Origin of the sequence: Flagellimonas flava (genome assembly GCF_900129665.1) — a bacterium.
Classification (GTDB): Bacteria; Bacteroidota; Bacteroidia; order Flavobacteriales; family Flavobacteriaceae; genus Flagellimonas; species Flagellimonas flava.
On sequence record NZ_FQWL01000001.1, the window covers coordinates 1,144,387 to 1,166,814 of the forward strand.

Below are 22,428 nucleotides of genomic sequence, written 5' to 3' on the forward strand. Positions count from 1 at the left end.
TTAATTCCCCAGATGCGATTTCACCCTTGGAATAAGTAAGAGTTCTGTTTGTCTCCCATTGACATATCTAAATCCATTTTCGCCATAGAATCCTGCCTCCTCCAACATGATGCGGATATCCCGCTTCCACTCGGGAATATTTACTGTAGTGTTGAGTTCTATAGCATATACTGTATTTGGGTTGAGTGGGTAATTTTCCCCATCATCCTTCATTACCCCGCCTTGGGAATCCCACATGCCAATGGTAGTTCCGGCCGAGTGTCCGTAACTTCCCAAGGGATGTGTGTAAATGGCGGGCTTTAGACCTGCATTTCTGCCATCTTGAAGTGCTTTGGCCAAAATTTCGTTTCCAGTTCGACCCTTAATCATATTGGAGGTTAAAAAATCCTGTACGCTGTTGCCATCCTTTAGGGCATTTACCAAAAAGGAAGGAGGTTCGGTTTCCTTTGGTTTTAAGACATAGGCCAACTCCTGACAATCCGTGTTGAGTCTTAGGTAGGTAATGCCGAAATCGCAGTGTAATAAATCACCGGGCTGGATGACCAAATCATCCGGTCTTCCCGAAAAGGAATACAGGTGCCCCACCAGTTCCTCGCTGGTTCGCTGCACATCAACCGTGGGGTGAAACCAAGTTTCCAACCCTAAATCGGTAACCTTTTGTCGCATCCACCATTCCACCTCGGTGGTGGTAGTGACCCCGGGTGTTATCACTTTTTCAGAAAATGCTTCGGCAATAATATCATGGGTTATATCCACCAACTGGTTAAAGATGGTCATTTCCCTTTCTGTTCTAGTCTCCACCCAACGTACCGCCAACTGCTCCGCTGTTGCCACCTTGGAATGGTACTTTTCGGGAAGATTGGCCATAAATTCATCGTAGTCGGTTTTATCAAGGCCGTCGGCTATATTATGGTCCTTGGAAAAATTCAGCCCGATTTGTTTTGGACTTCGTTCTTCAATAAGCTGCATCAATCTTTTCCACTGATTGGGTTCCTTTTCCTTATCCCAAGCCGAAACTATACTTTTTCCCACATTATAGCGTGCCACGGCAAGTCGCTCCATGGTTTTTTTCGCCTTATCCCGGTAGAACACAAGAATCGTCCTTCGCCTTGCATTGAGCCAAGTCGCGGGAAGCATGGTTTTAAGCACGGGATCTTCATTGTATTCGCGGGATATTAAAATCCACATGTCGATACCGGTTTGGTCCATAAGTTTTGGGAGCAGGTAGGTAAAACGTTCTTCCAAAATTTCATCCACCACCCTGGCCCGTTCCACCTCAGGAAGTATTTGTTGGGAATAAATAGTGAAAGACAAGAGGGCAAAAGGTAAAAAGCGAATCAGTTTTGGCATGTAAAAAATCTTTCCCTTAAAATACATCATTTCCCACACATAAAAAAAGTGGTAAGCTGTACTTTTCTTAAGCTATTTCTAAACATTTAGGGCAAAGTCCCATTACGTAACTATAGGGTAATAGGCAAACTTACTTTTGAAACACATCAATTGTGTTTAGCCAAGTTTACCCGAAAAGATTTCTTAGAATAACGTTGCGATTGACTTTTTCAGTGGTAGTCATTTCAAAGGTGGGAACGAAGTAAAGTTCTTTAGGCACCTCATATTTGTTTATCCCATCTAACCTTTTTATAGCATCAAGGAAATCTGAATCTGGAACGGCCTCTCCTTCCAAGATCAGTACCAACTTCTCGCCCAAAACCTCATCCGGAATTCCTGCGACAAAAAACCGCGATGAAATCAAGGGAGCGATTTTTTGCTCTATTTGCTCCGGGATGAGTTTTACACCCCCGGAGTTGATGATGGAATCATACCTGCCCAACCATTGGAATTCTGTTTCACTGATGAGCTCCACCATATCATTTGTGACAACTGGCTCATCGGAGATTTTAGAAGCTTCTATAACCAAGCAGCCCCGATCATCTTGTGCGAAGGAAATATTGGGCAAGGCTTTGAAACCTGAATTTTTAACTGACTTAACGGCTACGTGGGTAATCGTTTCCGTCATCCCGTAGGTTTCGAAAACCTGAGCGGGAAGCGACATCAACCTCTCCTTCAAACTCGGTGAAACTGATGCTCCGCCTATAATCAAAGTTCTAATACATTCCAGCTTGAGCAACGAATGCTCTACCTGTAAAGGCACCATCGCACAAAAATCATAATTTCGACTTATGTTATCCAACGGTGTGGACGATGGTTTTACATAATCCAATTCCAGTCCCAGGACCATAGCGCGGACCAACATCATTTTTCCTGCAATCCCTGTGCTAGGTAGACAAAGTAGCGAAGTATCTCCTGCCTGTAAACCAAAATAATTTCCAGTAGCCTTGGCAGAATTGACCATATGCTCCTTTTTCAGAAGAATGTCCTTGGGCTTCCCGGTAGAACCGGATGTTTGGACCAAAACCGTTGGATTGTCCATGGTCCAGTCCACTAAAAAGTCCCCAATGGCTCTTTCAAAGGGTTCTCCTTCTTTAATTAGGCTATAACCTACTTCCGGAAGTTCTTCCCATTGGTAGGATTTCCCATTCAATTTAAAATCTGGATGCAGTTTACGCCAAGAGGGATTCACCATCATTTGTTGCTACAAATTCTTCCTTTGTCAAGACCGGTCCAAACAACTTCCCTTTCCAATCGGTCCATTTGTACTTTCTTCCGAATACAAGGAGCAGAATTGGAAACACTACGACAATGGGAATAAGTACATCCCAACCCAAAGTGGGCTCAGAAATATCCCTATAAATGGAGTCCGTTTGGAAAGCGGTCCAATCGGCAGTTACCAAAAGCGCGGTTATCAAATTATTGGCGGCATGAAAACCTAAGGCCAATTCCAGGCCTTCATCCATCAAAGTAAGGATACCTAGAAAAAGTCCTGTCCCAATGTAATAGACCATAATGCCCATGCCCAGTTTCTCCACTTCAGGATTGGCCATGTGCATCAACCCAAACAAAACAGAGGTCACCAGTAACGGAATCCATCGGGTTTTGGTTGCCAGTCCCAAACCCTGCATCATATGCCCCCTAAACAAGTATTCCTCAAAACTGGTCTGCATAGGAATAAGTACTAGGGCGATGATTGCCAGGGGAATGAACTTTTCAAGGTTAAAGTTGAACACATAATGTTCTGGTGAAGCGTAGATATCTATCAAGGTCAATAAAATAGTCACACCTCCCCATAACGAAAAGGCAAAAAAGATGCGTTTCCAATCTATTTTTTTTCGAGAGGTGGTCAGGGAAGTTATGGACTGGGGATGGATGAGCTTGGTCCATCCCAAGACTACAAACAGCCCCACAGCTAGCGGAAGCAATGCGATAACCAGGACAGTATTGGCGCCCCATTGTTCTATCATCTGCTGCATGGCGTCTTCCACACTAACAGACGAATTGATGGTCAAAATATAGTTTACTGCCATCAAGCCAATGAAACCCACCGGTAAAAAGAGGTATTTCCAAAGTCCAAGATCTCCTTTATATCCTTGTTCTATATACATAAATCCTTAATTAAATTCTGTTTCCAAACGGTACCATCCCCATACCATAATTGTCCGTCCCTGACCGCCAAAGGGCTTTCAAAGTTGTTAGTGAACAAACTCCCTGTCCCCAGACCCTGAGGCATATCGGAACTCAAGGTATACGTCCATTGTGCAATGGCGTTGAGGCCAATATTACTCTCCAGTGCACTGGTTACCCACCAGCCAATATTCATTGACTCTGCAATTTCAATCCATTCCCGACTTCCTTGGAAGCCACCTACCAAACTGGGTTTTAAGATAATGAATTGCGGTTGTATGGTTTGTAGCAATCTTTGTTTTTCTGTTACATCGAAAACTCCTATCAACTCCTCATCCAAAGCTATGGGCAATGGTGTTTGACCACATAATCTGGCCATGGCCTCCTTTTGTTTTGGTTTAATGGGCTGTTCTATGGAATGCAACTTAAACTCCGCCAAGGTGTTCAATTTTACCATGGCGTCCTCTGGAGCAAATGCACCATTGGCATCCACTCGGAGCTCTATCTCACTGGGTGAAAAGTTCTTTCGTATGGATTTCAAAATAGATAGTTCTGTTTTAAAATCAATAGCCCCTATTTTCATTTTGATACACCTAAAACCTTCTTTGAGTTTATCTTCCAATTGGGAAAGCATAAACTGTTCGTCGCCCATCCAAATGAGACCATTAATGGGAATGGGAGCGTTTTTGTGGATAAAATCGGATGGAAAGAGTTCAAAAGGATTCTGGGACTCCAAGGACAAAAGGGCCTGTTCCAATCCAAACTGAATGGATGGAAACTCTTTTAGTTCTGCTTGGAGTTCGGCTTTGTTGCCTTCAATATGCTTGCAAAGCCAAATGAGTTTTTCCTCATATTCCGGAACGTCATCCGCGCTAAGCCCTCTTAAAATACCACATTCCCCTATACCTAGATTACCATCCCGCTCCAGAATCAGGAACCAGGTCTCCTTATGGGTCATGATGCCCCGAGAAGTGCCGCTGGGGCGCTTAAAATTTAGGATGTACTTTGTGTAGGTAGCTTTCATGCAATGATTCCAAATTTACCACATTTTGAAACCATCAGGTGTGAAAAAGGAATCAACTAAAATTGAACCAAAAACGAACTCCTTCGTTTTCCTTGTCGATGTTAAGCTTGGATTGCAACTGATTCACCAGTCGATTCATCAAGCGAATGCCCATTGAGGAATGGGCCCGTTCGTCTGCATCGTCGGGCAGACCAACTCCATTATCGGTATATTCAAAATACCCTTGTTCGCCATTCTTCCGTAAATGGATGTAAATCTTTCCGTTGTCGTCATTTTCCGGGAAGGCATACTTGAAGGAATTTGAAACAAGTTCGTTCAGTATCAACCCAAAAGGTATGGCGCGATCAATGTCCAACTCTGTTCCTTCGGCATCTATGGTAATGCTAATGTTGTGGCCTCCTTTTTTATAAACGGACTGTACACTATTGATGAGACTTTCGATATAACCCTGCATTTCGATAACAGACAGATCATCGTTCTGATATAACTTTTGATGGATCAATGCCATGGCCTTTACCCTGCTCTTTCCTTCTTCCAAGGCTTCGATGGCCGATTTGCTTCTGGTATTCTTTGTTTGTAGACTCAACAGACTGGACACCATCTGTAAATTGTTCTTTACCCTATGGTGAATCTCTTTAAGTAGCGAATCCTTTTCCACCAAAGCGTTTTCGATGATATGTTTTTGTTCCGCAATCAATCTTTGGTTCTTGATGCTCTTTAAATAGGCATAGACCAATCCCGCAAAACCAAGTAAGGTAAAAATCAAGGAAATGAAAACTAGATTGATTCGCTCATCTTTGGCCTTCATTTCGCTTCGGGCCAATTCATTGATTCTTTTTTGCTCATCAATCAAACGTTGGGAGTTTTCCAAATCCTCATTGGCAACTATGGTCACCAGTTGTTGTTTGATAATGGAACTTTGCTTTTGGGTAAGAGAATCTTTGATACGCTCGTTACGCTTATAATAAGTCGCTGCATTTCTAAAACTTTCAACCTTGTCATAATAAGCGGCTAGCAGACTGTTCCGTTTAATACGTTGCAGCATACTGATATTTTCAAAATCGATGTCCAAACTTTGCTTGGCAGAGGTATATCTTTCTAGCTGCAAATTGGCGTCTGCCAGGTTAAGGGTATTTTCTATAACCTCGCTTTTATGCGAGTTACGGGACGAAGAATTCAAAACCTCTATGCTGTTTTCCAGCAGGGGCACAGCTTCTTCGTACTCGCTTAACAGCACATGGCATTTTCCAATATTCCCTTCGATTTCAGCTTTTAACAGGTCACTTTCAAAAAGTTGCTCCTCTGTTTTTTCTTTTGAGATATCATTCAGGAACACATCTAAATACGCCTTGGCCTTTTTGAGTTCGCTCAAGGCTGTGGGAGCTGAATCATCCAATCTGAGATAGTTTCCCACCTTGCTGTGGTACTTGGCCAAACCATAGGAATCATTATCGGCAATGGTAGGCTTTACCTCCATGATATATTGGTTCCTTGCTTTTCTATGCAAGCCCAAGTTGCTGTAGATATCGTAGAAGGCCACATTGTCCGTATAGCCCAATTCCCGTTTTTCCTTACGGATTTCTATTTGTTTGTCGTACAACTGTAAATTGGCATAGTTGTCGTCCAATACTTCCAAGATGATTTTTCGTGAGCTGGAATCCAAAGAATCCTTTTTGGCATACAGTTCTTTTGCCAGCGCAATACTTTTATCAAACTCCCCCAAATCGTTATACACTTGGGTCTGCATGACCCTGTAGCGCTGAGCCGCAATGGAATCGTTGGCTTTTTGGGAATTGGAAAGGTATATTTTGATGGTATCCAGCCAATCATAGGCGGAATTTATATTGTACCGGTTTACGGCATTAAAAAAGACCTCAAACCTTCCTTCAGAGCCATTGGTATTTTGAAACTCCGTCAATACACTTATCTCCTCCCCTTCCACATCCTGGGCGGAGGCATTTAAAAGCATTACAAAAAATAAGGCTGAAAATAATTTCTTGAGGTTGTGCATCATCAATCTTATGGGTAGTGCTTATAGGGTATTAAGGTGTGTTTTGCCGTTTTTTGTTATTTCAAATCTTGCCCTTAATCAAAAAGGTGTTTTTAAGTGCCCCTCTAAATTAAAACGCAGGTTTCAAAACAAAATTAAATCCATTCGTAAAGACTTATGGAGTATTGTTGTGAAAGTGTCCAATTCTGTTGTGAAAGTGTTGGTGGTGTATGCAAAAGTGATTTTTGTCGGTGTTTTGTGCATTTCATGGAGTTCTCATGCCTTCCAAAACAAAAAAGGTCCTGCCAACTTGGACAAGACCCTTTTACGAGAACACTATATGAAAATGAAAAAATTACTTTTCTGAATTAATAACACTGCTAAAGTAAACGCATCTACCAAACAGGTGAAACTATTGTTGTGAACGACACGAAACTTGTGGTAATTGGGTCAATTAAGTCTATAATAAAAAAAAGTGCCCCTAAAGGCACTTGTATATTTTAACATAAAAAAGCTATTAGCTATTCATGGAAGAAATTATGAATTCCTTAAAATCCTTGGAAATAGGAATCAGGTTATTGTTGATCATGATATCCTTGGAGTTGATGGCATCAATATGATCCACATTTACAATGTAGGATTTGTGTGCCCTATAGAATTTGTTCTTCGGGAGTTTCTCCAAGTAATCCTTTAGCGGCGAACGAACCAAGAATTTCTTATCTACAGTATTTACTTCCAAATAGACGTTGTCTGCCTTTATAAATTGAATATCGCCAAACTGGATACGATAGTAAAGATGTTGTTTCTTTACAAAAATAGAATCCTTCAAAACCGAATTCGAGGTGAAGGTATCCCCCTCATTGCCGGCAATCTCTTTACTTTTCTCCTTACGCGCATAATCGAAATTTGACAGTGCTATTTCAATTGAAGTGTAAAGGTCTTGTTGCTCAAAGGGTTTCACCAAATACCCGTCTGGTTTCACCGTTTTTGCATTTTCAACCGTTGCCCGGTCCGAGTTTGAGGTCACGAAAATGAACGGTATATTGTAAACTTCCCGGATGTGCTTGCCCAAATCTATTCCCGTTTTATCCGACGCAAGAATGATGTCGATAAGCACCAAATCGACATGATTGTTCTTCAATACCTCAACGGCCTGCTCGTACACTATTACATTATCAACAATCTCGTACCCAATTTCTTCGAGCATGGATTGCATGTCGTCTGCAATAATTACGTTATCCTCTACAATTAGTATTTTAATGGGGTGTTCCAAATTGTGTAATGTTTAGCGGGTTCGAATCAAAATTACAAAAAAAACTTAACAGCCGTTAAGAACAGTAGGGACAACAAAAATGTACTCAGGGCCAGTTTTTTCAGTTCTCCGTCCAACTCAGCGGGGTCCCGAGTTCGTATTACTTTGATAAGATGGATAAGGACTGGTATGAAGGCCAATAGGTAAAACCAAGCGGATAAGGATTCAATTCTAAGCCAAGAAAAGGTCAAAAAACCAAGGAAAGCCAAAGTCAATACGATATAATGATATAGCTTTCCGTTTTTATACCCCATTTTAACCACAAGGGTGTTTTTGCCGTGCTTACGATCCGATACCACATCGCGAAGGTTGTTTAAGTTCAGGACTCCTACACATAAAAAGCCAATGGACATGGCGGGAAACAGGGTGGCCCAGTCCATCGATTTGGTGAACAGGAACATGCTGCCCAAAACCCCCAAAAGTCCAAAGAAAAGAAAAACAAAAACATCACCTAAACCCTGATATCCATATGGATTTGCACCCATAGTATATCGAATGGCGGCCCAAATGCTGAGAACCCCAAACGCGGTAAAGACCAAAATATATTTTAGGTTTTCTTTTCCGAAGGAAACATAGATTAAGGCGAAGGCCAAAATCAAACTTAGTATTATGGAAACAATGATCCCTTTCTTAAGTGATGAGGGCGCGAGTAACCCGCTCTGCAATGCTCTAGCCGGGCCAATTCTATCTTCATTGTCCGTTCCTTTTACGCCATCTCCATAATCGTTGGCAAAGTTGGAGGTGACCTGAAATCCAATTGTGGTAAGTAGGGCCAGAACAAAAACAATAGGGTCAAAATGACCTTGCATCATTGCCAAGGCAGTTCCGACTATAATTCCTGAAAGTGAAAGGGGAAGTGTTCTTAATCGCGCAGCTTGTATCCAAGCCTTTGTGTTACCCAAGACTAATAAGGATCTTCTATTTTAACTCTTTTTCCATCTTGGTAGGAGGCAACGAACGCGTCTTTGAATCCCATGTTTACCAATTGCTTTCTGAACAATTGGGCTTCATCCAAGGTCTCAAAATTACCCAAGGAGTAGGCATAGAATGGATTGGTCTTTACAAAAAGTGTATTCGTAAGGGCTTCCGAAGCCAGGGTTACATTGTTGTCCACAAAAGACTTGACCTGGACGGAGTAGATGGTCTCCTTATCCAAAAAAGCTTTGGCCAGGTAGAATTCCCGCACCAAGCTCAATTCCTCATTCTGAATTTTAAGGTTATCTATACGGGCCTTAATGACATCCAAGCTGTCGATGGATACCAGCAGGTTATTCTGGTTTTCAAAAGAGTTCTTGCTGCTAAGTCCAGCTGTAAAAGATGTAATGGCCAAAGTACCCACGACAAACAATGCGGTAAAGCCCAACAGGATGTTACGTTGCAATTTTATCTTGCGGAGATCCTTGTTCTTATATTTTATTTGGTCTAAAAGTCTTTCATTGATTATTTGGGCCTTGTCAATGTCCTTGTGCAAGTCCAATAAATCACTTTCTTCAATAAACGGCATATTAGGTAAGTTAAGAGTTTTGAAAGTACGCTAAACGCATAGCTTTCAATAAGTTAATATACACTATTACAAATGTAAAATTTTTGGTGAAAGAAAAAAACTTAACGGTATCAAAATACAAAGAAATCTATGAACTGCTTCAACGAGTCTTTTAAGTGCTTTCAAGCAGGTAAATTCCGTCTTCCTTAATAGAAATCTTCCGTTCTTTATACAAGGTGCCTATGGCCTTTTTAAAGGCTTTCTTGCTTAAGTGCAGGGTTCTTTTAATCTCTTCGGGATCCGATTTATCGTGTAACCCCAAAAAGCCATTGTGCTCCCTCAGCTTTTCCAAAATTCCATTTGCCGTAGGCTCCAACATTTTAGCCCCGATAGGCTGTAGGGAAACATCCACCTTTAAATCTGACCTTACAGTTTTGATGTATCCTTTTAGACGGTTTCCGACTGTGATCGGTTTGTACACGTCATTTTCAAATACCAAACCTTTGTATTGATCATTAATAATGACCTCCCAGCCCAGGGGAGTTTTTCTGCCTACCAATAAATCTACCTCGGTATTCACGGGAAGATCAAAGCCCTCATTGTTCAAAAACCTTTTTAGGCGACTTGAGCCTGTCAATCTATAAGTTTCCTGATCCAAGTAACAATGGACTACGTAACTTTTGCCTTCCTCCATGCGGGTGGCCTGTTCCCTAAAAGGAACCAATAAGTGTTTTTCCAATCCCCAATCCAAAAAAGCCCCATATGAGCCTACTTGGACCACCTTTAAGAAACCATACCCATTCCTAATCAAATAGGGTTCAAGAGTTGTAGCAATGGGTCGCTCATTGTTGTCCAAATAGCAAAACACCTTCATATCCATATCTATCTGGAAATCCTCCGGTACGTACTTATTCGGAAGTAGTACTTCCGTGCCTTCACCATCTCCTAAAAAAAGGCCAATACTTGTTCCTCTAAGTACCTTCAATGTATTGTAGTTCCCCAATTCTATCATGCGGCAAAGGTAGCGGTAAATATGGGCATAAAAAAAGCGGCCATTGGCCGCTTCCTAGCTAGTGACATTATCGTTTAGTTATACACAGATTCTTTTCCAAAATGCTTCGCGAGCATGTAGTAAATAACCGCTCGGTGCTTATTTTTTTCGGATCTCCCGTATTGATCAATAACACTGTTGATAGCATTCATGAGGTCAGCGCTCTCATCAAGACCCAATTTTTTCATCAAGAAGTTATTTTTTACTGTCTCCAATTCCTTTTCATCGGAACCTGAGACTTTGGAAGCATCTAGGTTGTAGATGGCAGGTCCCAATCCCACGGCCACTTTGGTCAATAGATCCATGTCGGGAGCTTGTCCAAATTTTTCTTTGATATCGGCCGCATACTTCTCAATTAATTCATCTCTTTTGCTCATGATTGCAAGTGTTCTTTTATGGTTATTATTTGACTTGGTTCTAAGATATAAAATCGAAATAGTCAAGCAAAATTTTATTGTTTACTGCCGTTGGCGTGCGTATTTCCAAAAGTTTTGGTGCCGTGGATTCTGCATAGAACCCAACCAAGCTTTTCCTTAGATCAGATGCATCTTTAACACAATCATAATCAAAGTGGTACATCTTTGCCAACTGCTCCGCTGAATGGTCATGCTGTGTTTCAAAGAAGGTTGAAAAATCCTTCGTTTCTTCAAAACCAGGTAAAATCCTAAAAATTCCCCCGCCTCCATTATTGATTAAAATAATCCGAAAATCACTTCGCACATAATTGTGCCAAAGACCGTTGCTATCATAAAAAAAGCTAAGATCCCCGGTTAACAGCACGGTAGGGTTTTTATGGTGGACAGCAGCTCCCATTGCGGTGGAAGTACTGCCATCTATACCACTGGTACCGCGATTGCAATAAATGTGCAAAGAAGGGTTCATTGAAAACAATTGCGCATAACGTACCGTCGAACTATTGGCCAAATGTACTTGATATCCCCTCGGGATATTTTTCAATATTTCATCAAAAGCGGTAAAATCGGAAAAAGATATTTGTTTTAAATATTCCGCCCTTCTTTTTTCATAATGTTGTTTTACAGAATCCCATTGTAACCGATAACTATCTTCCAATGCTTTGGGTTGTTGATACATCTGTCTGAAGAAATCATTTGGGTGAATGTTCACATGTTCTTTCAAACAGAAAAACGTGTCATAGGCCTTCTTCCCGCCTATATGCCAATGGTTTTTGGGTTGATAGTCCCTGAGAAAGGCCTTTATTTTCTTGGATACGATTAGACCGCCGAAGGTTACTAACAAATCGGGTTGTAACGCCCTAAATTTTTCCTCCTTGTCCGATGCTTTCTCCAAGGGTGCAATGATACTATCAATACTTGGATAGAAGTTAGGATGATGCACATTGGAGGTCGTTTCCGTAAAAACCAAAACATTGTCATCTTCTCCTAGGTTTCTTATGATATCACTTTCGAGTTCATCTGGGGGATTTACCCCTACCAAAACCATTTTCTTGCTACTTGAATCCCAGATGTTCTTGAGCAATGCAAAATCAACTTGGGTCTTTGCATTGGAACTAGTCTTTTGCAGTTTTTTCACCTCTACCAAGGGAACAGTGGTCGTTCCATATAAGGGTTCTTCAAAAGGTATGTTGATGTGAACCGGTGTCCTGTATTCAAAAGCAATGTCCAGAGCCTTTTGAATTTCCAGAACATTGTGGTTCTGAATGGATTCCTGACTTTCATTTTGCCCTTCTACTGCGTACTTCTTATAGGTTTCAGTATTATGGCAAACATCCTGTTTGAGGTTGGCCGAATAGCCGATATGTTTTTCAAAAATATCTTGTTGTCTGATGGTCTGACCATCACCTATATCAATTTTATATTGTGGTCTATCAGCTGAAACAACAACAAGAGGTATGTCACTATAAAATGCCTCTGCAACCGCCGGATAATAATTCAGCATGGCACTTCCAGAACTACAAACCACCGCCACTGGTTCCTGTAATTGCTGGGCCATCCCCAGTGCAAAAAAACCAGCGCACCGTTCATCCACAATACTAAAACAATTGAAGTCGGGATGTTTGGAAAAGCTAAGGGTCAGAGGGGCATTTCGGGAACCCGGAGAAATCACAATATTTTTAATTCCCTTTGTTTTAAAGTATAAAACCAATGTTTGGGCAGCGGGAATATTGGAGTACGTCATGGAACACAAAAGTACATCCCAAAAAACAATTCACCCAAAATTATTGATACTCAAATTCCAGGATATTGAGCATTGTCCTACTTTTATTCTGGGTCTCAATCCATTCACTTTCCGGATTGGAGGCAGCGGTTATACCTCCCCCAACAAAAATACTGGCCATCCCATTTTGAATTGTCATACAGCGCAGGTTGACAAATAGTGAAACCTCATCTTGGGCACATAGGTTTAGCTCACCCAAAAAGCCTGTATAGTAGGTCCTTTTATAATTTTCATGCTTCGCAATAAAATCCTTCGCTTCCAAAACCGGGACACCACAAACGGCCGGTGTGGGGTGCAGTGCCTTAATAATTTGATCCATGGAATTTTTTAGCAATGTCGCCTTCACTTCGGATTTAAGGTGCCATAGATTCCCTGCTCTTACGGACTGTACCTTCCCGACCTCTAGCTTATCCGTGAGTATGGAAAGTCGTTCACGGACATAGTCCGAAACCATCTCCTGTTCTTCGATTTCTTTGCTTCCCCATTTGGGCTCCTCCCCTTCCCTTACGGACATTGTTGCGGCCAACGACATGGTCCTAAGTTGGTTCCCCTTGACTTTTAGAAGTGTTTCTGGCGTGGCTCCACACCAAGTGCCCACTTTAGGATGAAACCAAAGGTAGCATAGGGCATCAGGATAGTGCCGAAGTAATTGAGTGAAAATCACATCTGGTTCTTGATAAACCTTTACATCCAGTTTTCGGGAGAGTACGACCTTTTTTAAACTTCCCTTTTGAATTTCTTTTACGGCCCTCGCCACCATATCCATGTGGGCATTCCGTCCATCATTTGAAACTTTGGCTCTATTCGGGGCATGCGTTAAGGGTTGTGGACAAGCCAATTTGAGTACTTCATCAGCTTGAATAAGTATGGCGTCATCATTAAAATCGTAAGGGGCAAAAACAAAGCCTTGCCCAACAAAATTTTCGGTCCGATGAATTACTTGGTTCGATTGAAAAACCCCTGTCAATTCAGCTTCACCCGGCTTTCGGTAAACCGCAAAGGGCAAGCCCTGTTCAAAGCAAGACTTAATCTTGGATATGAGCTGCTGAAAATCCTTATTTTCTGGGAAGGGCAATGGTAGTGAGTTTACAATTGGAAATTAAATCACCTTCTTCGTTGGTTATCTTTATTTCCCAAAGTTGGGTAGTTCTTCCTTTGTGTATAATGGAAGCTTTGGCATAAACATAACCTTCCCGAATGGACTTGACATGGTTCGCAGAAATCTCTATCCCCCTTACAAAAAATTCCTGCCCGTCCAAGAAAACATAGGAAGCCGCACTTCCAACACTCTCTGCCAAGGCAACCGATGCTCCACCATGAAGTACGCCATCTGGTTGATGTACCTTTGGCGTCACCGGCATTCGAGCAATTAAAAAGTTCTCGCCCACATCCGTATACGTAATATCGAGGGTTTCCATGAGTGTGTTTTTGCAAATACCGTTGCAAACCGCAAGAATCTTTTCCTTATGATCTTCCATCCACCTATTTTTTGTAAAATTACGTAAAGGTATAGCATTAAAGAATTAAGTTTCCCACTTTGTATCACTCATGGAAAAGACGGTATCCTACACTTCAAAAAACACATACAAAACCCTTAACACCCTTACCACAAGAACTAAAAACATTTGGCTGGTCTTTCATGGAATTGGCTATTTAAGCAGGTATTTCATTAAGCATTTTGAGCACTTGGATGCCGAGGAGAACTACATCATCGCTCCACAGGCTCCATCCAAATATTACTTGAAAAACGAATACAAATACGTTGGGGCAAGCTGGTTGACAAAAGAAAATACCGCCATGGAAACTGAAAATGTGTTGGGGTATATAGACGCAGTGATTGAAGCAGAGAAACTTTCCTCCCATACAAATCTTATTCTATTTGGGTTTTCGCAAGGGGTCTCAGTAGCGATACGATGGATGGTCCGAAGACAGATAAAGTGCAGCGCTTTGGTTCTTTATGCAGGTGGTATTCCCAATGAGCTGAAGAAGGAAGATTTAAATTTTGTTGATTGGGACTCAACTCGGGTGAAAATTGTATTTGGGGATTCAGACGAATTTCTGAACGAGAAGAGAAGAGCCTTGGAGCAGATTAAAATTGAATCGCTTTTCAGAGGTAAAGCAGAACTGATCACCTTTCAAGGAGGACATGAAATAAAACCCGAACTTATAAAAACCATTCTTTAGAGGTATGCGACATATTGCCCACACCACGCTTGTGGTAAAAGATTACGATGAAGCCATTTTCTTCTTCACACAAAAGCTAAATTTTGTACTGCAACAAGACATTGATTTGGGTGAGGGAAAAAGATGGGTAGTAGTTTCCCCAAAAAACTCAGAGGCGGGTTTAGTTCTCGGTAAGGCCGTTGGACCGGAACAAGAAGCGACTATTGGAAATCAAACCGGAGGTAGGGTTTTTCTTTTTCTTCACACAAACGATTTTTGGTCCGATTACCAATCCATGCAGGACAAAGGTGTTATGTTCACTGAAAATCCCAGGGAAGAGGATTACGGAACGGTTGTGGTATTTCAGGATTTGTATGGTAATCTGTGGGATCTTCTGGAACTGAAGTAATCAGTTGGAATCTCCAGGTTGTTTTTCTTTTTCCTCAGGATAATACGTAATCCGTCTTGTTGAATAAGCATTATCCGGAGTAATAATCTGCTTTGTCCAGTTTTTCTCTGCATTGCTATCAAACTGAAAGATATATTCCTTTACGGATTCGGAGTTGCTTGTTCTAGTGGTTATCTTTTCCAAAATACCCTCGGCATTGTAGGAATAAAATGATTTTTTCTGTGAAGCAAATTCATTCTTGACCCCGTCATATTCAAACATCTCTTTGGAAAGCACCTTGCCTGATGCATCAAAGACTTCCTCTTCGGCCTTGTTAGGTTCCCCATCCACATATTCTTTGGTCAGTATTACCTTTTGGGTCCCTCCTGCCCTCTTCCGTTCCGAGGTCCTCACGGATTTTTCCAATATGGCATTGATAAAATAGCTCTTGGTGGATTCGTTTTTGAAGGAAGCGTATTCAATCGTGGATTCATCTACTCCCCCCGCATGCGAAGTTGTAATCTTTACGAGCCTATCCTCATCGTCATACACGTATTCCTGCTGTTCAATGAATTCCTTGTCATAGGAGATAATCTGCTCCATTACTTTACCGGGCTGTAGACTATCCCTTGTATAGAAATTGGCCATGGACGTCGCGGCGTCCAAAACCTCATCCTTGTAACTTTCCATCCTTTTTTCCACGAGCTGACCATCAGAATACTTATAGTATGTAATGTCCTGGTCGGTATCGTTGTACTGTGTTACGGTCCGCGTTAAGAATCCCTGGGTATCAAATTCAAAGAGTTCCTTGCCGTAGTCCGTTATGACCAAACATGTCTTTACCTTCCCGTTTAGGTCAAAGTCGCCCACCTTTAATATCCGTATTTCCTGACCTAATAGTCCAACGGCAAAAAAGAGGATTGTAAAAAAAGATAAAAAGTAGTTTTTGACCATACTGCAAAATTAGTTCGAATTCAACCAATTACGAAACAAAAAGAATGCCAGTTATCTAAATTAACCAAAACAAAATATGGTATTAGAACTTTCGATCTGGGGCAAACGGAGAAATATCCAATGACAATTTATTCCCGGATACCAATTCGGACACCAATTTTCCGGTCGCAGGGCCCAAACTCCAGCCCATCATGGCATGACCTGTAGCAAAAACCAAGTTTTTGTATTTGTCGGTAGTTCCAATGTAGGGTAATCCATCAGGACTAACGGGTCTTAAGCCGCATTGTGCATTCTGCTTGTCTTCTTCGGGAATATGCAATCCTTTGTAGTATTTGCTTGCTCCCCTTGCCAAAGCTTCCACCCGTTCCTTGCGTATGATATTATTAATACCGGAAAACTCCATAGTACCAGCAAAACGCGTAAAACCTTGCATCGGGGTAACCGCCATTTTAGCCTCCATCAGGATGGCTGGCATGTTTATCTTGGTGGGTGTGGACACATTTATCCGATATCCTTTACCGGCCTGAAGCGGTAAATGAACGCCTAGTTTTTTGGAAAGTGTTGTAGTCCAAGAACCTGCAGCAAAAACAATGTCATCAGCGGTATAGCTTCCTTTATTGGTGATAATTTCGCTCACCTTTCCACTGGTTGCCTTTAAATCCACAACCTGTTCATTTTTATGGATTTTCACTCCGTTTTTAGCGAGGTACCCCGCAAGGCGTTCCATAATCTGATCGGGAGTGGTATGGCGGTCGCATTCGTAATGAAAGGCTCCCTTGGCGTTCAGCTCCACATCTGGTTCTACTAAACGCAATCCGTCCAAATCCAAATGATTGACCTGTAGCCCCATATCTTTTGCTCTTTCTGCCACTTCATTTTCATGGTCCCGTTCCTTATTCGTTTGGTACATCATGAGCAGTCCTTTGCGATCTAAATGGAAATCGCCCAGCTCTCCAGAATTATGAATTTCTTCATATAGCTCACGACTCAATAAATTGATATCCATAATAACCGGCATGGCCCTTTCCACCTTCTCTTTGGTCGAGGATTTTTTGAAATACCAGGCCCACTTCATAAAATCAAGATCAAGTCGTGGTTTCATATAAAAAGGACTCGAAGAATTGAACATGTATTTGATGCCCTTCGAAATCATTCCTGGTGAAGCCAACGGAACAATATGACTTGGCGTTATATAACCTGCATTTACATAAGACGCTCCAGAATCCATATTGGATTTATCCAAAACGGTTACCTGGTGCCCATTTTTTTGCAGAAAATAGGCAGTGGAAAGACCAATGATTCCTCCGCCAATTACGATAACATTTTTGCTCATGCCTTTAGTATATCGATTACCATAGTATTAGGTCACTCCAAATGTATTACCTAAAAGACTTTTCCCCACAAGTTTTCCATAAATTTTTATGCGATATCAAATTTTATTTGACCCGCTTATCCTGTATTGTAGTTTAAAATGGAATTGTTCAGTGTCATCTTTGCTCCCATACCTTTGGATATTAATGATCTATATGGAAATAGATGTAGTTTGTTTCCTTATTTTTGGCCTTGTTCATTCAAAATTATATACAATGAGAATCATTTTCGTTGCCTTAATCGGACTGGCATTTTCATGCAATTCTTCCCAAAAGACGGTTAGCCCCCAAGCTTCCCCAAAACAGGACATAGATCCTGTCGCATATGCAGAGACCATAACCCAAGAAGAACTCAAAGAACACCTCTACACTTATGCTTCCGATGAGTTCGAAGGAAGGGACACGGGCTCTCCAGGACAGAAAAAAGCAGTGGAATACCTAAGAAAGGAATACCAGGGATTGGAGATTCCCGCTGCCAAACCAGATGGCGATTATTTCCAAAAAGTTCCTTTGGAAATAGCGCAAGTTCCCGAAGGAAGCATCACTATAAATGGTTCTAATTTCGAGCTTGGAGACAATGTCCTAACTTTTTCTGAAGCAAAGGGAACCTTTACACAAGTGGTATATGCCGGCTTTGGTGTTGAAACTGAAAATTACTCAGATTATTCAGGTTTGGATGTGAAAGGAAAACTCGTTTTGATAAAAGCCGGCGAACCCAAAAACGCTGACGGAACTTATACTGTATCGGGAACTGATGAGAAATCCGTTTGGAGCAATATGAGTGAAGCTATGGGTAAAAAGTCCAATTTAGCTGCGGAAAAAGGTGCCAAAGGTGTTCTCTACTTTGATGATGGCAACTTTTCCCGGTTTAAAGGGTATTTTAACTTTATGAAGACCAACAAACGAGGTCAGATGAGTCTGAAGGAAGAAACTTCCGATAGTTTTATCATCTTACTCAACAAAACTTCGGCAACCACACTTAAATCAGATATTGATTCCGATAATACTCCATCTGATCTATCTGTAGAACTTGAGCTTCAAATATCAAGTGCAAACAAGCTTATCGACTCGGAAAACGTAGCGGCCATCATCAAAGGTTCGGAAAAACCAGAGGAATATCTAGTAATATCTTCCCATTTGGATCATATTGGAATTACTGCGGATGGTCAAATTAACAATGGTGCGGACGACGATGGCTCTGGAAGCGTTGCCTTGTTGGAAATTGCAGAAGCCTTCAAAAAAGCTGCCGATGCCGGTAAGGGACCTAAGCGCTCCATTGTATTTTTGCATGTCACCGGAGAAGAAAAGGGATTGTTGGGGTCCCGCTATTACACAGATTTTGATCCTATTTTGCCCTTGGAGCAAACCGTTGCTAACCTCAACATTGACATGATAGGAAGAATTGATCCCAAAAAGGGTGGAGATGGGAATTACCTATATCTCATTGGTTCTGACAAACTCAGCACTGAACTACATGAACTTTCGGAGGAGGTCAATGAAAAATACATCAATATGGAGTTCGATTATACGTATAACGACGAGAACGATCCCAACAGGTTCTACTATAGAAGTGATCACTACAATTTTGCCAAAAACAACATTCCCATAATATTTTACTTCAACGGAACACACGAAGATTATCATAGACCTGGGGATACACCTGATAAAATCAATTATGATCTATTGGAAACTCGGACACGTTTGGTATTCTATACCGCTTGGGAAGTAGCAAACAGGGAAAATCGTCCTGCCGTGGACAAACCGGCAAAATAGCAACAGCATCCCGTCAAAGGCACAAAAAAAGCCCTTCCATCTGGAAGGGCTTTTTGTTGGGTGGAAGACCGGGTTCGAACCGGCGACCTCTGGAACCACAATCCAGCGCTCTAACCAACTGAGCTACAACCACCATTTAAAGCGGAGGCAAAAATACTTCTTTTATTATTTCTGTCAAAGGAAATTCAAGTTTAGCCTACATAAAGTTTGCATTCAAATTATACCGATTTCCCATTTCCTCAAGAACCAGAAAACCATGCAAATCTTCAAAAACATCGACGAAATACACTTTTACGGGGATAAAACACACATATTTCGCGTGTTCACAACATTTAATTCCGATTACTTTATGACAAAAGTATTTTTACAAATCATAGTTTAAAGTACCAATGTCCCGAAAATTACGACCTCAAAAACCATGGTTCATCCTACAAAAAGTCCTGCTGCTTGTTGGCCTGTTTCTGTTTTCAATTTCGATGCATGGACAGTTGAGCCAAAGAGACAGTTTGGGTTTTAAACTAAAGCGACTGGAATCTACCCAAAGATTCAATCCGAAGGATACAACGCACATCAATTTATTGATTGAATTTGCCCATGCCCACCGGTTCTTTAGCAGTGACAGTTTATATGCCATAAACCAAAAAGCTTCGGAGCTGTGCAAGGCAATCGACTTTAAACATGGGGAAATCAGGACCCTTGAAAATTTTGGCAGTTATTATTCCGATGCGGGAAATCGTCAAAAGTCAATGGCCATATTCAAAAAAGCCCTGGCCCTCGCAAAAAACATTAATGACAAAGAATGTGAGTTGAGTATTATCAACGCACTTTCCAATGACCACTATTACGAAGGTAATGTTGCCGAAGCGCTCAATTTATACCTAAAAGGTATTGATTTGGCCAAACAGGTCAACAGTCAGGATATGCTGTCCATCCTCAATGAAAATATCGCCAGCCTTTATGCGGATCAGAAAGATTTTAAGAACGCTGAGATTTTCTACGATACCGTACAAGCCATCAATAGGAAATTAGGCAATGAAATCTTTCATGCCGAAACACAAAGCAATATGGCTTCCATGTACAAGGACGCAAAAAACTTTGAACATGCCATGTTCAATGTGAACAAGAGTATAGCCATTTTTGAAAAACATAAGATATATGATTGGCTGGCCTATGCCTACCAGGTAAAAGGGAGTATCTATCTAGAGCAGGAAAAATACCAATGGGCCTTGTATTGGTTTGATCAAAGTAATTTGTTGCACAATGACCTGGATGATAATCGGGAGAAAGTTAAACTGCTGAACGGAATGGCCCAGGTATATCTGGGACTGGGAAGGGATAGTTTATCCTTGGCCTATGCCAATGACGGGCTTAAATTGTCAAAACAAATAAAATCTCTTCAGGGAGAAAAGGAGTGCTCGGAGACACTTTATAAATTACATAAAAGTCAAGGTGATACAAATGCCGCACTAATTCATCTAGAAACCTTTACCAGTCTTTCGGATTCGCTCTCTAAAGACAAAAATCGACAAAGTCTTTCCCTCTTGGAGACCAAATTACAGTATCAACAAGAAAAAAGGGAACTGATAGCTGCAAATGAAATGGCCTTGGCCAAGCAGCGGACCTATATTTACTTTGCGGTAATCATTTTATTGATCTTAAGTGGAATTACCTTTATGGTGCGTCGCAGTGCCCGTATCCAAAAGAAATTGAATGTTGAGCTCCATCAAAAATCTGAGGTGGTCAGCCAAAGGGAATCACAGCTAAATGAAATCAACAAGACTAAGACCAAGCTTTTTTCCATTATCGGACATGACTTAAGAGGGCCCATTGGAGCATTGCAAGGCATGTTGAAGCTGTTTACGGAAGGAGAAATTACCAAGGATGAGTTTCTTTCCTTCATCCCCAAATTCAAGTCCGATGTGGAAAACATATCCTTTGCATTGAACAATCTATTGTCATGGGGTCAGACACAGCTTAATGGGGTAGCTACAAAGCCTAAACGAATTTCGTTGGATAAGTTGGTAAGCAGCAACATTCAGCTTTTATCGGAAGTAGCCTCTGCCAAATCAATTAAAATCATCAATCAATTGCCAGAAAACCCTTTGGGTTGGGCAGATCAGCACCATATAGATATCGTCATTCGAAACTTATTGAGCAACGCCATAAAATTCACTCCAGAAAACGGACTTATAACCATTGAAGCCGAAGAAAAACGTAAAGTGTGGCAAATTATGATCCGGGATACAGGGATCGGTATGAACACCGAGATACAAAAGAAAATCTTTACGGACTCAACCAACATAACCACTTACGGTACCAATAATGAAAAAGGTACTGGGTTGGGGCTCTCTCTCTGTAAAGAGATGATTTTGAAAAACAATGGGGAAATCTGGGTCGAAAGTATTATTCGGAAAGGAACCACCTTTTTCTTCACCATTCCAAAGGCAGAGAAACGGTACCAACAAGCCAGTTAATTAGATTAGGGCATCCAAGTTATCCACAGCCACGTAGCGTTCCACATTAAAACCTTCAGCATACTCCACACCAACCAATCTTCCCATGTCCCTTGCTCTATAGGTAACACTATCTATAAAGTTCTTGCTGCTTATAGGTGTTTCGGGCTCATCACTTTTTGGATCAAAGAATTGTGAACCGTACGCCAAAATAGCCTCATTCTTTTTTTCGATAAAACCAGTTACATCCACCACAAAGTCGGGTTCCAAGTTTTTCCATTGGATGAAGTGGTACACAGCTCTGGGTCTCCATGCTTCCTGCCATTCATCCTCACCCTCCATTTTTGTATCTATTTTAACCAGCCCACTCAAAAAACAGGCATCGCTAACTAACTTACTTCCCTTGCCATGATCTATATGACGGTCATCCACCGCATTGCACAAAACAACCTCTGGTCGGAACTTTCGAATCATTTTGATGATTTCCATTTGGTGCTCCTTGTCATTTATAAAGAAGCCATCCGCGAACTGCATGTTTTCGCGAACCGCCACACCTAAAATCTGACCGGCCTTGGCCGCTTCTCGGTCCCTTATTTCAGCAGTGCCCCGAGTTCCCAATTCACCTCTGGTCAAATCTATAATTCCAACTTTTTTACCTCTGGAAACTTCTTTGGCGATGGTGCCCCCGGCACCTAACTCAGCGTCATCAGGATGCGCTCCAAATACTAGAATATCTAATTTCATGAATTTCT

20 protein-coding genes and 1 tRNA gene are annotated in these 22,428 nt (G+C 41.4%); 4 read left to right on the forward strand and 17 right to left on the reverse strand.

The genetic code is table 11. The features are described from left to right. The 13 genes from BUC10_RS05270 to BUC10_RS05335 form a co-directional block, all read right to left on the reverse strand. Positions 1 to 1,350 carry a M24 family metallopeptidase gene (locus BUC10_RS05270; RefSeq protein ID WP_073177205.1) on the reverse strand — a complete coding sequence of 450 codons (1,350 nt, stop codon included), beginning with the start codon at positions 1,348 to 1,350 and terminating at the stop codon, positions 1 to 3. Between the two features lie 166 nt (positions 1,351 to 1,516). Next, positions 1,517 to 2,587 carry an AMP-binding protein gene (locus BUC10_RS05275; RefSeq protein ID WP_073176895.1) on the reverse strand — a complete coding sequence of 357 codons (1,071 nt, stop codon included), beginning with the start codon at positions 2,585 to 2,587 and terminating at the stop codon, positions 1,517 to 1,519. Next, positions 2,562 to 3,500: a CPBP family intramembrane glutamic endopeptidase gene (locus tag BUC10_RS05280; protein ID WP_073176896.1), complete on the reverse strand. Its 939-nt coding sequence runs from the start codon at positions 3,498 to 3,500 to the stop codon at positions 2,562 to 2,564. The genes BUC10_RS05275 and BUC10_RS05280 overlap by 26 nt, the downstream gene beginning before the upstream one ends. Next, positions 3,491 to 4,543 carry an o-succinylbenzoate synthase gene (menC, locus tag BUC10_RS05285; protein WP_073176897.1) on the reverse strand — a complete coding sequence of 351 codons (1,053 nt, stop codon included), beginning with the start codon at positions 4,541 to 4,543 and terminating at the stop codon, positions 3,491 to 3,493. Before menC ends, BUC10_RS05280 begins: the two co-directional genes overlap by 10 nt. Before the next feature lie 52 nt (positions 4,544 to 4,595). Beyond that, positions 4,596 to 6,512, reverse strand: coding sequence for a sensor histidine kinase (locus BUC10_RS05290; protein ID WP_245812780.1), 1,917 nt, complete (start codon positions 6,510 to 6,512; stop codon positions 4,596 to 4,598). Between the two features lie 538 nt (positions 6,513 to 7,050). Further along, complete coding sequence (locus BUC10_RS05300; protein WP_073176900.1) at positions 7,051 to 7,806, reverse strand: LytR/AlgR family response regulator transcription factor; 756 nt, start codon at positions 7,804 to 7,806, stop codon at positions 7,051 to 7,053. Positions 7,807 to 7,838: 32 nt separating this feature from the next. Next, complete coding sequence (locus tag BUC10_RS05305) at positions 7,839 to 8,747, reverse strand: 1,4-dihydroxy-2-naphthoate polyprenyltransferase (protein ID WP_073176901.1); 909 nt, start codon at positions 8,745 to 8,747, stop codon at positions 7,839 to 7,841. Positions 8,748 to 8,749: 2 nt separating this feature from the next. After that, positions 8,750 to 9,349, reverse strand: coding sequence for an SPOR domain-containing protein (locus tag BUC10_RS05310; protein ID WP_073176902.1), 600 nt, complete (start codon positions 9,347 to 9,349; stop codon positions 8,750 to 8,752). Between the two features lie 151 nt (positions 9,350 to 9,500). Next, positions 9,501 to 10,340: a CvfB family protein gene (locus tag BUC10_RS05315; protein WP_073176903.1), complete on the reverse strand. Its 840-nt coding sequence runs from the start codon at positions 10,338 to 10,340 to the stop codon at positions 9,501 to 9,503. Positions 10,341 to 10,414: 74 nt separating this feature from the next. Beyond that, complete coding sequence (locus BUC10_RS05320) at positions 10,415 to 10,756, reverse strand: DUF2853 family protein (RefSeq protein WP_073177208.1); 342 nt, start codon at positions 10,754 to 10,756, stop codon at positions 10,415 to 10,417. 40 nt (positions 10,757 to 10,796) lie between these two features. Continuing rightward, positions 10,797 to 12,536: a 2-succinyl-5-enolpyruvyl-6-hydroxy-3-cyclohexene-1-carboxylic-acid synthase gene (gene menD / locus BUC10_RS05325; RefSeq protein ID WP_073176904.1), complete on the reverse strand. Its 1,740-nt coding sequence runs from the start codon at positions 12,534 to 12,536 to the stop codon at positions 10,797 to 10,799. A gap of 40 nt (positions 12,537 to 12,576) precedes the next feature. Beyond that, a complete protein-coding gene (locus BUC10_RS05330; protein WP_165614856.1) occupies positions 12,577 to 13,650 on the reverse strand; it encodes a chorismate-binding protein in 1,074 nt (357 codons plus the stop codon). Continuing rightward, positions 13,631 to 14,053 carry a PaaI family thioesterase gene (locus BUC10_RS05335; protein ID WP_073176905.1) on the reverse strand — a complete coding sequence of 141 codons (423 nt, stop codon included), beginning with the start codon at positions 14,051 to 14,053 and terminating at the stop codon, positions 13,631 to 13,633. Before BUC10_RS05335 ends, BUC10_RS05330 begins: the two co-directional genes overlap by 20 nt. Before the next feature lie 70 nt (positions 14,054 to 14,123). Here BUC10_RS05335 and BUC10_RS05340 point away from each other — a divergent pair, with 70 nt between their 5' ends. Together BUC10_RS05340 and BUC10_RS05345 are read left to right on the forward strand one after the other, a co-directional pair. Continuing rightward, positions 14,124 to 14,759: an alpha/beta hydrolase gene (locus BUC10_RS05340; RefSeq protein ID WP_073176906.1), complete on the forward strand. Its 636-nt coding sequence runs from the start codon at positions 14,124 to 14,126 to the stop codon at positions 14,757 to 14,759. A gap of 4 nt (positions 14,760 to 14,763) precedes the next feature. Further along, positions 14,764 to 15,147 carry a VOC family protein gene (locus BUC10_RS05345; RefSeq protein WP_073176907.1) on the forward strand — a complete coding sequence of 128 codons (384 nt, stop codon included), beginning with the start codon at positions 14,764 to 14,766 and terminating at the stop codon, positions 15,145 to 15,147. Here BUC10_RS05345 and BUC10_RS05350 read toward each other — a convergent pair whose 3' ends face one another. Together BUC10_RS05350 and BUC10_RS05355 are read right to left on the reverse strand one after the other, a co-directional pair. After that, positions 15,148 to 16,080, reverse strand: coding sequence for a hypothetical protein (locus BUC10_RS05350; RefSeq protein ID WP_073176908.1), 933 nt, complete (start codon positions 16,078 to 16,080; stop codon positions 15,148 to 15,150). Between the two features lie 82 nt (positions 16,081 to 16,162). Next, entirely contained in the window at positions 16,163 to 17,413 is a 1,251-nt protein-coding gene (locus BUC10_RS05355) for an NAD(P)/FAD-dependent oxidoreductase (RefSeq protein ID WP_073176909.1), read from the reverse strand. Positions 17,414 to 17,666: 253 nt separating this feature from the next. Here BUC10_RS05355 and BUC10_RS05360 point away from each other — a divergent pair, with 253 nt between their 5' ends. Then, the gene (locus BUC10_RS05360; protein ID WP_073177214.1) at positions 17,667 to 19,223 is read left to right on the forward strand and encodes a M28 family peptidase; all 1,557 of its coding nucleotides are present in this window, start codon (positions 17,667 to 17,669) and stop codon (positions 19,221 to 19,223) included. Positions 19,224 to 19,281: 58 nt separating this feature from the next. On the opposite strand, the gene BUC10_RS05365 is transcribed toward BUC10_RS05360, so the two are convergent. Continuing rightward, a tRNA-His gene (locus BUC10_RS05365) sits at positions 19,282 to 19,357 on the reverse strand. A 255-nt stretch (positions 19,358 to 19,612) separates the two neighbouring features. On the opposite strand from BUC10_RS05365, the gene BUC10_RS05370 reads away from it, so the two are divergent. Beyond that, entirely contained in the window at positions 19,613 to 21,697 is a 2,085-nt protein-coding gene (locus BUC10_RS05370; protein WP_073176910.1) for a tetratricopeptide repeat-containing sensor histidine kinase, read from the forward strand. Here BUC10_RS05370 and bshB1 read toward each other — a convergent pair whose 3' ends face one another. Continuing rightward, the gene (gene bshB1 / locus BUC10_RS05375) at positions 21,698 to 22,420 is read right to left on the reverse strand and encodes a bacillithiol biosynthesis deacetylase BshB1 (RefSeq protein ID WP_073176911.1); all 723 of its coding nucleotides are present in this window, start codon (positions 22,418 to 22,420) and stop codon (positions 21,698 to 21,700) included. It lies immediately after the preceding gene. Between the last annotated feature and the right edge of the window lie 8 nt (positions 22,421 to 22,428).